This window comes from Oxalobacter paraformigenes, assembly GCF_000158475.2.
Classification (GTDB): domain Bacteria; phylum Pseudomonadota; class Gammaproteobacteria; order Burkholderiales; family Burkholderiaceae_D; genus Oxalobacter; species Oxalobacter paraformigenes.
This window is the reverse complement of the sequence record NZ_KI392030.1, coordinates 103,143-116,424: the sequence shown is the minus strand read 5'-3', so window position 1 is coordinate 116,424 and position 13,282 is coordinate 103,143. Positions and strand designations below refer to the sequence as shown.

The 13,282-nt window shown below is 53.0% G+C and carries 11 protein-coding genes; 3 read left to right on the top strand and 8 right to left on the bottom strand.

What is annotated here, in order from left to right; translation table 11 throughout:
• Positions 1-3: 3 nt before the first annotated feature.
• From OFAG_RS00580 to OFAG_RS00560, 5 genes are all read right to left on the bottom strand, one after another.
• Positions 4-624, bottom strand: coding sequence for a TatD family nuclease-associated radical SAM protein (locus OFAG_RS00580; RefSeq protein ID WP_005878360.1), 621 nt, complete (start codon positions 622-624; stop codon positions 4-6).
• A gap of 21 nt (positions 625-645) precedes the next feature.
• A complete protein-coding gene (locus tag OFAG_RS00575; RefSeq protein WP_231371642.1) occupies positions 646-978 on the bottom strand; it encodes a hypothetical protein in 333 nt (110 codons plus the stop codon).
• A gap of 14 nt (positions 979-992) precedes the next feature.
• The gene (gene glmS / locus OFAG_RS00570; RefSeq protein ID WP_005878364.1) at positions 993-2,810 is read right to left on the bottom strand and encodes a glutamine--fructose-6-phosphate transaminase (isomerizing); all 1,818 of its coding nucleotides are present in this window, start codon (positions 2,808-2,810) and stop codon (positions 993-995) included.
• 261 nt (positions 2,811-3,071) lie between these two features.
• On the bottom strand, positions 3,072-4,256 hold the full coding sequence (locus tag OFAG_RS00565) for a porin (RefSeq protein WP_005878366.1): 1,185 nt from the start codon (positions 4,254-4,256) through the stop codon (positions 3,072-3,074).
• A 387-nt stretch (positions 4,257-4,643) separates the two neighbouring features.
• Positions 4,644-5,774: a porin gene (locus OFAG_RS00560; protein WP_005878368.1), complete on the bottom strand. Its 1,131-nt coding sequence runs from the start codon at positions 5,772-5,774 to the stop codon at positions 4,644-4,646.
• 362 nt (positions 5,775-6,136) lie between these two features.
• Here OFAG_RS00560 and OFAG_RS00555 point away from each other — a divergent pair, with 362 nt between their 5' ends.
• Positions 6,137-7,678 carry a tetratricopeptide repeat protein gene (locus OFAG_RS00555; protein ID WP_020994676.1) on the top strand — a complete coding sequence of 514 codons (1,542 nt, stop codon included), beginning with the start codon at positions 6,137-6,139 and terminating at the stop codon, positions 7,676-7,678.
• A gap of 22 nt (positions 7,679-7,700) precedes the next feature.
• On the opposite strand, the gene OFAG_RS00550 is transcribed toward OFAG_RS00555, so the two are convergent.
• From OFAG_RS00550 to glyA, 3 genes are all read right to left on the bottom strand, one after another.
• Complete coding sequence (locus OFAG_RS00550) at positions 7,701-8,324, bottom strand: riboflavin synthase (protein WP_005878372.1); 624 nt, start codon at positions 8,322-8,324, stop codon at positions 7,701-7,703.
• 12 nt (positions 8,325-8,336) lie between these two features.
• Complete coding sequence (gene ribD, locus OFAG_RS00545; RefSeq protein WP_005878374.1) at positions 8,337-9,461, bottom strand: bifunctional diaminohydroxyphosphoribosylaminopyrimidine deaminase/5-amino-6-(5-phosphoribosylamino)uracil reductase RibD; 1,125 nt, start codon at positions 9,459-9,461, stop codon at positions 8,337-8,339.
• Between the two features lie 102 nt (positions 9,462-9,563).
• Complete coding sequence (glyA, locus tag OFAG_RS00540) at positions 9,564-10,811, bottom strand: serine hydroxymethyltransferase (RefSeq protein ID WP_005878376.1); 1,248 nt, start codon at positions 10,809-10,811, stop codon at positions 9,564-9,566.
• A gap of 304 nt (positions 10,812-11,115) precedes the next feature.
• Here glyA and OFAG_RS00535 point away from each other — a divergent pair, with 304 nt between their 5' ends.
• Complete coding sequence (locus OFAG_RS00535; protein ID WP_005878378.1) at positions 11,116-11,298, top strand: 4-oxalocrotonate tautomerase; 183 nt, start codon at positions 11,116-11,118, stop codon at positions 11,296-11,298.
• 1,577 nt (positions 11,299-12,875) lie between these two features.
• A complete protein-coding gene (locus OFAG_RS00520; protein WP_020994671.1) occupies positions 12,876-13,280 on the top strand; it encodes a hypothetical protein in 405 nt (134 codons plus the stop codon).
• Positions 13,281-13,282 lie beyond the last annotated feature (2 nt).

Here is a 13,282-nt window from a genome sequence, read left to right as displayed (position 1 = left end):
CGTTCAGACCAGATCGTCCAGAACACGACGCCGGAACCTGACGCCCAGCCTGTCAGCAACAGCCTGGCACGCAGCGATGTTCACGCCCGGCAATCCGTCAATAGCCGTTACCGTGACGTCCGCGCCTGCCTTTCTGGCACTTTCGACAAATTCCAGAACTGAAGCATAAGCGCGCGGATCCTTGGGCCGGCAATGGCGATTGTAGGTTTCCTCATCCTGGGCATTAAGCGAAACGGAAATAGTCGGAATCAGCGCCGCAATCTCGGGAGCGACATCCCTGCCGTTGATCAGATTCCCGAGACCGTTGGTATTCAAGCGGAGCCGCGCCCCCTTTTCGCGCAAACGCCGGGCGACTTCGAGCATGACCTCCAGACGCATGGTCGATTCGCCCATTCCGCAAAAGACAATCTCCTTATAGTCCGCCGGGTTCCCTGCCGCTTCAACCAGCTCGTCGGCAGAGGGATAGTGATGCAAACGCATATCGTATTCCTTGACCGACCAGGCTCCATTGAATTTGGGACAGAAAGCGCACCGCAAAATCCCGCACCGGTTGGTAAGATTCAAATACCGGCTGCCATGCAAGGTATAGCCGACCGTATCTTCACAATTTTCCGTACCCGACATAACTCCGCCTTCCGCTTTTCCCTATCCCATAAACCAGCTGACCACGATCATGGCAATCCCGACATTGACCGCAATATTCAGTTTGGGCGCCACTTTTCCGTTCGCACGCAAATAATTGACAAGCGACCATGCAAACCACAACACCAGTTCCCCTGCTCCGCGGAACATCTCCACATTCGTCTGCGCAAGATAAATCCGGTAAATTCCCTGAATCGCCAGCAAAAGACAGAAAACGGCCAGCGCAAGACGGACACTTCTTTTATTGACGAATTGCCAGAAGGCCTCCATCACACCCCCTCCTATTCTTGACAACCGGACGCGGCAATAACGGTATTGTAGCGCCAGTCCAGACAAATATCCTATCCGTTTTATTCTACGGTAACCGATTTGGCCAGATTGCGCGGTTTGTCAACGTCCGTTCCCCTGACCAGCGCCGTATGGTAGGCCAGCAATTGCAGCGGTATGACATGCAGTATGGGCGAGAGCAAACCATAGTTTTCGGGCATCCGGATGACATGAATCCCCTCCTCCGAAACGATTTTCGTATCCGAATCGGCAAAAACGTAAAGCTGTCCGCCACGCGCACGGACTTCCTGCATGTTCGACTTCAGCTTTTCCAGCAGATCATCATTCGGCGCAATAGTCACCACCGGCATTTTCTCGGTCACAAGCGCCAGGGGGCCGTGCTTCAGTTCGCCCGCCGGATAGGCTTCGGCGTGGATGTAAGAAATTTCTTTCAATTTGAGCGCGCCTTCCAGAGCGATCGGATAATGAATGCCACGGCCGAGAAAAAGGGCATCGTTGTGACGGGAAAATTCTTCGGCCCAGGCGATGATCTGCGGTTCCAGCGCCAACACGGCAGAAACGGCCGCGGGCAAATGCCGGAGCATCCTGATATATTCCGCTTCCTGTTCCGGCGTCAGGCGTCCGCGGATTTGGGCTATCGTGAGCGACAGCAAAAACAGCGCCGTCAATTGCGTTGTGAATGCCTTGGTGGAAGCCACACCGATTTCCACACCGGCCCGGGTAATATAGGCAAGCGCACATTCACGCACCATCGCACTGGTCGCGACATTGCAAATCGTCAGGGAACCATCCATTCCCAGTTCCCGGGCATGCCGCAACGCCGCCAGCGTATCCGCTGTTTCCCCGCTCTGGCTGATCGTGACCACCAGCCGGTTTTCATGCGGGACACTGTCCCGGTAACGGTATTCGCTGGCAATTTCCACTTCAACGGGAATGCGGGCAACCGATTCCAGCCAGTATTTGGCTGTCAACCCGGCATAATAACTCGTCCCGCAAGCCAGAATCAGCACGGAATCCGCTTTCCGGAGAACCGGCAATGCATCGGCACCGAACAAATCAGGCGCGATCCCTTCCAGCCCCTGCAGAGTATCCGCAATCGCACGCGGCTGTTCGAAAATTTCTTTTTGCATGAAATGCCGGTACGGACCCAGTTCAGAGACGCCAGCATACACACTGACCATACGGACTTCGCGCAAAGCCGGTTTTCCTCCGGCATCGTAAATATGGCAATCGTTCAAATGAATATCGACGACATCACCCTCTTCCAGATAAACGATCCGGTTCGTCGTCCCGGCGAGCGCCAGCGCATCGGACGCCAGAAAATTCTCGTGTTCGCCAATCCCGACCACCAAAGGAGAGCCTTGCCGCGCCCCGACCATGCGTTGCGGTTCATTTCCGCAGATCACGGCAATGGCGAAAGCGCCCCGCAACCGGACAACGGCGGCCTGCACCGCCTTCAAAAGATCGCCCCGATAAAAACGGTCGATCAAATGGGCGATCACTTCCGTATCGGTCTGGCTGGAAAAAACGTATCCCTGCGCTTTCAGTTCCTCGCGCAATTCGGCATGGTTTTCGATAATGCCGTTATGCACCAGCGCGATGCGCTTGCCGGAAAAATGCGGATGGGCATTGTCCGTCGTCGGCGCCCCATGCGTCGCCCAGCGGGTGTGGGCGATGCCCAGAAAACCCGACAGATGGCGATTGCTGACCTGCTTTTCCAGCTCGGCCACCCGTGACGTACTGCGGGAGCGCTCAAGCTGCCCTTCTGCACACAGGGCGATCCCGCAGGAATCGTACCCCCGATACTCCAGCCTTTTCAAGCCTTCCAGCATAACTGGAACGACATTCCGCTTTGCTACTGCCCCGACAATACCGCACATATGAACCCCGATCAGACAAAAACAGCAAACTCCACCCGTGCCCTTTTACAAGAGCGAAATGGCAAACCAGGCTGTGAAAATAGCCTGTCAGACGTGTAGCCTATCACAAGAAAACCGTATCAGCTCGACATTGAATGTAAAAAATTGTTAACTCAAAAACCTCGGGAAACCACGTAAAAAAAGCGCCCCTGTAAACAGGAGCGCTTTCGATCCTTTTGCATCGGCACAAGACTGGCCAAAGCCAGCCTTGCGTTTCAGCCATTAGAAGCGGTGGGTAATACCAACCTGAACACCGGTGGTGCTGTCTTCTACGTCACCGAAGACACGAGCAACTGCTTCATCGTCATAGTCGGTGTAAGCAACGATACCGTACAGGGAAGTCCGTTTGGACAGGTCATAGGTGTAACCCAGAGCATACTTGTAGATGTCTTTGTCCTTGGCATCTGCAGCACCAACAGCTTCAACTTCCATGTACTGTGCCGAAGCGTTCAGACGGCCAGGGCCGAGTTTCCATTCCAGACCCAGCAACCATTGTTTTTCTTTGAGTTCGTTCGTACCGGCATACTTCGCCCGATCAGCGGCAGAGAAATCGCTATAGGCATCAACCCAGCTAGATACTTCACCGTTTCTCCAGCCTTTGTCCTTGGTCTGCTGATAAACCAGTTCGATCTTGGCAGGACCGAAGCGGTAAGCGGCGCCCAAGTTCCAGACGGAAGATTTCTTGGAATCGGCCAGACGGCTCCAGTTACCGACCAAAGCCAGAGGACCATTGTCGTAACCGAGCATGATGCCGTAACCGTCGTTGTCAGCTCCAGCTTCCTTGACGCCAACCATTCCAGTTGCATCAACAGGAAGGACAGCTGCGCCAATCAGGTTACCACCAGCGTCAACAACCGGAGCACCAACAAAACCAGCTTGAGAGCCACTGATGGACTTGTTATTGGTGTTGCCGCCCAGGGAGTAGCTTGCACCGAACTTGAAGCCATTCCAGTTCAGGCTGTCGTAACGGATGGTGTCGCTGATACGTGCCGAACGCTGGGTGCTGTCAATCATGCCGCCAACGCCGTATTGATAGAACGGATCGAATTTACGGATGGTTTCTGTGGTCAGTTCATTGACACGGCCCAGACGGACAGCGCCCCAGTTGTCACCCTTCAGACCGACGTTGGATGCACCGTCAAAACCTGGATTAGCGTCACCTTTTTCGGTACCGTTGTTCAGGTCAAAACGTCTTTCCAGTTCGAAGGTAGCTTTCTGGCCGGAACCCAGGTCTTCTACACCACGGAAGCCCAGACGGTTGTTGACGTTTTCGCCCATTTCAACGTCGTGGCCGGATTTCTTGATGAAACCGGTGTCAACGATACCGTAAATGGTAACGTTGGATTGTGCATGCGCTACACCAGCAGCAGCGCCGAGCACAGCCAATGCGATAAGAGTTTTTTTCATTTTGCCTTCCCTTTTAAATAGGTCTTTTAAAATCCGGAACAGCTGTTCTAAATTCAAACCAAGTTAATCAAGCTACTCGGATGAGTGAAAGATACCTTTTGATCGAGATCAATGTCATTGATTTGTCATTTATTTTGAAAAAATCGTCAAAAAGTGTCGCAAAAAAGCAAAAAATGTTGTATTTGCATCACAGAAAATCTCTCGTATCGCTGCCGGCATTTCCATGCAGAAAATGAGGAATGGCGTACAAGTCCCTGTGTTCAAACTCTTTTCGTGCCGGCATTTAAAAGCGGCAAGGCAAAAACAGCCATATCGCGCACAAGCGCAAAAAAAGAGGCCTCCGATGGAGGCCTCTTTTTCGCGGAACCGTTCAGCGTGAAACGAAAATCAGAACCGGTGCGTGATACCGATCTGGACGCCGGTCACGCTATCCCGGTCATAGCTGGCCGGATCGCCCTGATTGTTCAGGCCTTCATTCCGGTAGAATCCGGCAACCTGATCGTCTTCATAGTCGGAATAAGCCACGATGCCGTAAATGGATGTCCGCTTGGAAAGATCATAGGTATAACCCAGCGCATATTTTTTCACGTCCTTGTCACCATGATCGGTATCGGACCAGGCGACATCCTTGACCTTGCCGTAGTTGAACGAGGCGTTCAGGCGACCCGGACCCAGGAGCCATTCCAGACCGAGCAGCCAGTTGTGCTGCTTGGACTTGACCGAGAACTCGCCTTCCCGCCATCCCTTGTCGTGAGTCTGTTCATAAGCCAGCGATATTCTTGCCGGGCCGAAGGCATACGCACCGCCCGCGTTCCAGACATACGACTTCTTGGAATCCGCCAGTCGGCTCCAGTTGGCCAGCAAAGTCAGCGGGCCATTGTCGTAACCCAGCATGACGGCATAACCGTCATTATCGGCGCCATAATATTTTACGTTGGCCGGTGTCGCCTCGAGCCGCAGGTTCGGATCAGCCGTATCCGGGTTCGTAATACTGGCGGGCACACCCGTCAGATTTTTCATGTTTTCGCCCAGTGAATAACTGGCGCCGAACTTGAACCCCGTCCAGCTCGGGCTGTCATAACGGATCGTATTGTCGATACGGGCCGAACGCTGGCTGCTCAGCAGCATGGAACCCACGCCGTACTGATAGAAGGGATCGAGGGTACGCAACGTTTCCGTGCTCAGTTCGTTAATACGGCCCAAACGGACGGCGCCCCAGTTATCGCCTCTCAGTCCGACATTGGCTGCGCCATCCCAGTCCTTGTCAGGCCGCGCCAGCGTCCCGTCATTCAGATTGAAGCGTCTTTCCAGTTCGAAGGTGGCTTTCTGGCCGGAACCCAGATCTTCCGTGCCACGGAAACCGATACGGTTGTCGATGTTCGACCCCATGCGGACATCGGAACCGTTTTCCTTGATGTAGCCGGTATCGACTACCCCGTAAATAACGACATTGGATTGGGCATTTGCCACGCCGGCTGCAGCGCCCATAATGGCTAATGCGATGAGAGTTTTTTTCATTTCGCTTTCCCTTTAAAGAGACAGGTTAAAAATCCGTCGAAGTCTTTCACTCGGACATCCGGATAAGCACAAAATAAATAACTCCCGACAGGTGACTTTTTACAAAAATCGTGTTCCGTGCACTTTCATCCGGTTTTTGTCAGGAAAACGCTTAATCTGTTGTATTTAAGTTACAAAAAAGTTTCCTTATATCAAAAAATCATTACAAGACGCTTTCAATACGCACAATATTGTCGGATTCTGTATTCATTCCCTGTCATAACAGAGCAAGCAGCCGCCCGGGTAACCGGACAGTGGAATCTGCCGCTGCGGTTTTACGGAAACCGGGATTTACTTTTTCGTTTGCCCGAAACCACTTTAAAATGGCCAGTCGTGAGGAATTACAGTTATTGCGCAAAGCGCGGACAGGGGATACAGCATCCCAGTTCGCGCTGGGAGAGCTGTATCTGTTCGGCAGCAAAAGCTTGCCGCAAAGTTTGACCACCGCCTTGCACTGGCTGGGCCGCGCAGCCCGGCAGGGAGACGCGGCGGCAAAGCGGTTGATCGGAAATCATATACCGTATGAAGTGGCCAATTTGCATCCCGACAGGCAATTGCTTGAAAGATGGTATCGGGACGCGCTGGATGAAGGTTGTTATCGTGCCGGCCTTGTTCTGGCAAAACTGCTCCTCTCTTCCGGAACGGCAACCGACTCCAAAAAACGGTCTGAAGCCATAGCCATACTGGAAAAGATAGTCGATCACGACATTCCGGAAGCGCAATGGCTGCTGGCTGAACTGGTCAAAAACTCGAACCGGTATTCTCCCCTGAAAGGAAGCGCTCTCAAATGGACGGCATGCGCCGCCAATGCCGGCATTGTGGATGCCCAAATTGCACTGATCGAACACGCCTGGAAAAATGCCGATTACGAGACTTTTCTCCAACACGCGTTGCCCATTGCCCGCTCCCTTCTCCAATCCGGCGCACAACCGGAAGCAGCCGATACCGATGGGCATTCCGCCCGTCTTTTGTTGCGTTGCGGTCAATTGCTCTTTAAAGAACAAGGCGATTCTGCTGCCGAAGAAATCCAGAGCATGTGGGAAATGGCTGCGCGTTACAAAAATGCGGAAGCGGCATTTCTGCTGGGTTTATGGCATGCCAGAATGGATGAAAACGGAAAAAGGACTCTTTTCGGGGCAGGTCCGACCAGTTTTAAAAAAGCCATTCACTGGCTGACTCAGGCTGGTGGACAGGGACTGCCGAAAGCATGGTATGCGTTGTCGCTGATTTACCAGAAAGCGGAATTCTCCCAGCGGAACCTTTCCGCCGCCCAACGGTATCTGGAAACGGCTGCCAATCTGGGACATCCGAGAGCGCAATACGAGCGCGGCCTTCATGCCTGGCGAAACCGGCGGGACAATGAATCCAACGATGTTCAGGCTGTATACTGGCTGCAGAAAGCGACAGGAAATGGCCAAACCGAAGCGGCCACACTACTGGACAGAATCGCTGTCAAAGCCCAACCGGCCTTGTGGGCAGTAAAAGCCCTGCAACACCTGACGCGGGAAACCGTCAGCAGTCATCCTTTTCTGGCCGCACGCCTCGAACTGGCGGCGGTTTTCGGTTTATCGCGACCTGAAGCGCTTTTGCTGGATATCCATTCAGCGGACAAGGGACACTGCCTGCTGGTAGATATCCGTGAATTTTACCGGCGCAGCAAAAGAAGGCTGATTCTCATCCAGACAGGAAAGGAACGGCAGACTGTTTCCCGAATCGGCCGTCTTTTTGAAAAAGTGGATTGCGGCCTCAAGGGGCCGGAAGGAAACTACAGACAGCGTCAATATCGCCTGAAAACACTACTTCCGCCGGTCACGCAGGAACCGCCGGAAGACGACACCGCGCCGCAGGCGCTTTCTTTCCAGTAAAAACCGTTTTCCTCTTTTAAGGTCAGGCGTTCTGTCTTCCATCTGACAACATGCGTTCGACATAACGGGCAATCAGATCGATTTCCAGATTCACTTTCGACCCGACGGACAGATTTTTCAGCGCCGTAACATCGACTGTATGGGGAATCAGATTGACCGAAAAAAGGCATCCGGTCCCGACATCATTCACCTTGTTGACAGTCAGGGATACGCCATCGACTGCAACGGAACCCTTGTAAGCGAGGAATTTGCCCAGTTCTGCCGGCGCTTCCACCACAAGTTTCCGGGATTCGGCAACCGGAGTGAATTCACGCACTGTACCGATACCATCCACATGGCCCGAGACAAGGTGCCCCCCCAGGGCATCACCGAAAGCCAGCGCCTTTTCAAGGTTGACTTCTCCCGTTCTGTCCAGACCGGCGGTTTTGTTCAGGCTTTCCCGCGATACATCGACTTTGAAACTCCTGTCCGTTTTTTCAACTACCGTCATGCACGCCCCGTTTATGGCAATCGAATCTCCGATTCCGACTTTATCCATCGCAAGGGAACCGGCATCAATTTCCAGACGGACGCCCGCATTTTCATCCGCGCCCTGAGGCGTAACAGACATGATTTTTCCTACCGCTTCGACAATTCCTGTAAACATCTTTTCCCCACTTCAGTCCGTTAATCTGGCCACTATTCTTATATCGTCACCGATTGGTACGATTTCATGGAAGTCGAGAGCGATTTTATCTGCAAGCCGGTCAATGTGGTTTAAGCTGAGCATGTTCTTGCCGCTTCCCAGAAAACAGGGCGCCAGATAAATCAGCATTTCGTCCACAAGACTTTCCTGCATCAGGGCGCCGTTCAAGGTGGCTCCCGCCTCGACATGAATTTCATTGATCTCCTGTTTTGCCAGCGTTTCCATCATTTCCGCCAGATCGACGCGTCCTGTATTGTTGATCGTGGAAAAGACCCGAACGCCTTTTTCCTGCATGGCTCCGATTTTGTAAGGTGAGGCATTGGCAGAAAAAATCCATGTTTTTCCCTCTTCCAGAACCCGCGCGTCCAGAGGCGTTTTGAGCTGGCTGTCCACGACAATACGCACCGGCTGCCTGACGGCATCGGGCAAACGGACATTCAGCCGCGGATTGTCCTGGATCACCGTTCCGATACCCGTCATGATCGCATCCGCCCGCATCCGCCAGCGATGTCCGTCTTCACGCGCTTTTTCCGATGTGATCCACTGGCTTTCGCCATTGGAAAGGGCTGTTTTGCCATCCAGACTGGCCGCCACCTTCATCCTCACCCATGGACGCCCCCGCTCGACACGCGACAGAAAACCGCGATTCATCTCTCTGGCTTCATCGGCGAGAATGCCGCAGATGACATGGATTCCGGCCGCTTTCAGTTTTTCCAGTCCTTTTCCGGCAACCAGAGGGTTGGGATCTTCCATCGCGGCAATGACCCGGGAAACGCCGGCCCTGACAAGCGCATCGGCACAGGGCGGCGTCCGCCCGAAATGGGCACAGGGTTCCAGCGTAACATACACCGTCGCTCCCCGGCAGTCCTCACCACGGGAAACCGCCTCGTTCAAGGCTTCTATTTCAGCGTGGTTTTTTCCTGCCGGCCGGGTATAGCCTTCGCCAAGGATATGGCCATTTCTGACGATCACGCACCCGACTTTCGGATTGGGCGAGACAAGAACGGAACAGTTCCTTGCCAGTTCCAATGCGCGTTTCATGAAAAATTCATGCTCTGTCAAAGAAGCCCGATCCGGAGAACCCTTTAATTCATTCATGCCTGTTGTCGGCAAAGCCGCATCCATTCAAACCGAAAACCGCATTTTACCCGATTAAAAAAGCCACCTGTAAACAGGTGGCTTCAATGAATGAAAAACAGCCTAGCGCTGATAAACCGGGAAAGCGGCAGTCAGCTTCCGGACTTCCGCACGAACCCTGTCAAGGGTTGCCGGATCTTCCGGATTTTCCACCACATCGGCCAGCAAATTGCCAACCAGCGCGGATTCCGCGTCCTTGAAACCGCGCGTCGTCATGGCGGGACTGCCAAGACGGATACCGGAAGTGACGAACGGCGTCTGCGGATCATTGGGAATGGCATTCTTGTTGCAGGTGATATGGCCGCTGTTCAGGATCGTTTCTGCCTGACGGCCGGTAATATTCTTGCTTTGCAGATCGACCAGCATCACGTGGGATTCGGTACGGCCGGAAATGATCCGGAAACCGCGTTCGATAAGCGTTTTGGACAGGACACTGGCGTTTTTGACGACCTGCTCCTGATACGTTTTGAATTCAGGTTGAAGCGCTTCCCTGAAGGCGACCGCTTTCGCGGCAATCACATGCATCAGCGGACCGCCCTGCAAGCCGGGGAAAACGGCGGAATTGATCTTGCGTTCGAATTCCTGTTTCATCAAAATGAACCCGCCTCTCGGGCCGCGCAAGGATTTGTGCGTAGTGGACGTGACGAAATCGGCATGGGGAACCGGATTCGGATAAACCCCGGCGGCGATCAGGCCGGCATAATGCGCCATATCCACCATGAAGTAAGCGCCCACATCTTTGGCAACCTTTGCGAAACGTTCGAAATCAATGCGCAGGGAATAGGCTGAAGCGCCAGCGATGATCAGCTTTGGCTTGTGTTCGTGCGCAAGCCGCTCCATGGCGTCATAATCAATTTCCTCTTTTTCGTTCAGGCCGTACGAAACGACGTTAAACCACTTGCCCGACATGTTCAAGGCCATGCCGTGCGTCAGATGGCCTCCTTCCGCCAGAGACATGCCCATGATCGTATCGCCGGGTTGCAGCATGGCAAGGAAAATGGCCTGATTGGCCTGCGAACCCGAATTCGGCTGCACATTGGCGGCTTCCGCGCCGAACAGCTGTTTGACACGATCCAGCGCCAGCTGTTCCGCGATATCGACATATTCGCAACCGCCGTAGTAACGTCTGCCGGGATAACCTTCCGCATATTTGTTCGTCAGTTGAGAACCCTGCGCCTGCATGACCGCCGGCGAGCAATAGTTTTCGGAAGCGATCAGCTCAATGTGGTCTTCCTGACGGGTGTTCTCACGCAAAATAGCGTCCCACAACTCCGGATCGACCTGAGCGAGGGTATGGTCTTTAGCAAACATGTCCTACTCCAGTAATAGAAAGTGCACTTCTCTGCAATATCGGGAAAATGGTTCTGAAAATATCGGCGATCCATGCGACGCGCCTGTTCCGTAACGAAAAATACGGAAAGGCATTGTTAACAAACACGGTAAAAATAGCAAAGGATTTTACAAGAACCGTCGTGTTTCGGCAAGGCAAGCAAATATAACGGTTTCCTTAACTCCTTGATTTTCATATCCCTCCAAAAGTGGCTTACTTCAAAGCGCCATCGTATAATCTGGCGAAACCATTTCCGATTATTCATTTAACCCGCAAGGAAACATCATGCCAACAATCAATATCCAGATTTTCGAAGGCCGTACGGTCGAACAAAAACGCGAACTGGCCAAAGCCGTTACCGAAGCGACATGCAAGACCCTGAAATGCGACCCGGGCGCTGTCGATATCATCATACATGACGTCAAAAAAGAAAACTGGGCCACGGCAGGCAAACTGTGGAGCGACTGAACCGTACCGGAAAAGGTCAATTCTGTCCGCAGAGGGTTGATGACCGTCCCAAGAGCTGTAAACCGTCAGCGGTTTCCTTGCGAGACTTTCCCGCAAGATCAGGAAGTGGGTTTTCGGGAACCCACGAAACCGCGATTTTACTGCGCTACCTGCAGAAAAGCGGGAAAAGTCACGGCAATCCACATGAGCCGAATCCGCTCCAGCGCAAGCGGCTTCGGCAAGCTTTAAAAGGCGTGCAAGGCAATAAGGCGACTCCCGCCCCGCCTGCGGAACCCGGCATAACATCCTTTTACCCGTTTCAGCTTTCCGATCGCGAATAAACCGGCACAAACGTCCGGAAGTCGGGCGGCAGATGTCCGGAAGCCGGGCGGCAGATAAGGAAAAATACCGGTCCTTCAGGCCGCCAACCCCACGAATTGGCAAACGACGTTTTTCTACCGGCAGAATCAGCATCAGCCTGGGAAAAATTCCGGATGTTTCGCAAAAACCGGAGAACCTGAATTTCCGAAAAGCGCCCATTTTTGGCAAGCAGACTTTTTTTCATCCCGGTTTCCTGACGTTCCTCGCCCGTGACCAAACTGCCCGGCAATTGGCAAGTGTGAGACCGTGGCAAAAAAACCGGCAATCCCGGCGCACGGTTTATTCCGGAAACATCCCGTGTGACACTCATCGTACCGGATTCGGGAAGATGGCCCGTAAACTCCTGACGATAGTTTTGTATCCCTGCCGGCCAGCCATCCGAGCCTGTAACCGGCAACGCAATTAGTGACGATCTTTCCGCCCGTTGTGCAGCCCACTTCTGAAAACCGTTCCCACTTTCCCGGGAAACCGGTCTTGCGCAATCCGTACCATTTACCATTCCCGGCACGGCCAAAGAAAAAACTCTCGTATCGTTTCTTCCGATTCATGGATCAGGATAAAACACCACTTGCCAGCATCACCGGGGTGCGTATTGTATGCTTCGGTCAGCGACACAGACCGGCCGGCGCGACAAGGACAGCGAAGCACAGGCACTCTCAGGAAAAATACAGGAAGAAACCGGCAGGCAACACCATCCAACCGACACTGGGCCGTTAAATCCGTTATTCAAAAACGGAGATAAACCGCACCAATACCCCACAGCTACAGGCCTTTTGGCGGCCGGACAAATGAAAAAAGTGGACAGGCCGCTTTCATCACGCTCTTAGCCATTCTGATTGGCCCGGCGGACAAAAATGAAAGCGATCCGGATTGGTCGATCCCGCAGGCAAGTCCCTGGCACGGCAAAGAATAACCGGCACGCACGCAAACGACGGAATACCGCCTAAGGAGAACCGACGGCAAAAGGACGGCTGCCTTCAGGATAAACCGGCATGGGTTACCCGGCAGAACTTTTTCCACTAGCGGTACTTCAATGAACCGGGAAGAGAGATAAAAGAATCGGTCGATCATTAATGGAGCTCAAAGTTCTTTTCTCATTTTGTTACAAAGTCTTTCAAGTCACTTGCCCGACTGGCAAAAAGTGGATAATCAAATCGAATCGGTTCCCTTTTAGCGGATGACCGGGTCTTTCTTGTATATGGACTAGAGGCTTTATCATGAAACGTCCCATAATACTCTTGCTTTTCGCCTGTTTCTCCTCTCTCATCAGCGAAAGCGCTTTTGCGGACAGGCATCATCACCGGCATTCGCGCACATCTGTCGGGATCATGTTCGGCGCTCCTCTGGGAGGCTCACCTTTTTGGGGTTCGCCTTTTTGGGGGTCTTCTTTTTATTCGCCCTATTATCCTTTTTACCCGTACGCGCCTTATTACCCTTATCCTTCCCAAACCATCGTCATCCAGCCTTCTACTCCTGCCCGTTACATTGAAAAGAACGATGGCGATGATGCAAAACGTTACTGGTATTACTGTTCCGATCCGAAAGGATATTACCCCTACGTGCTGAAATGTAACGCAAGCTGGCAAAAGGTGATCCCTTTCCCTCAAGGAACCCAACAGTAGCC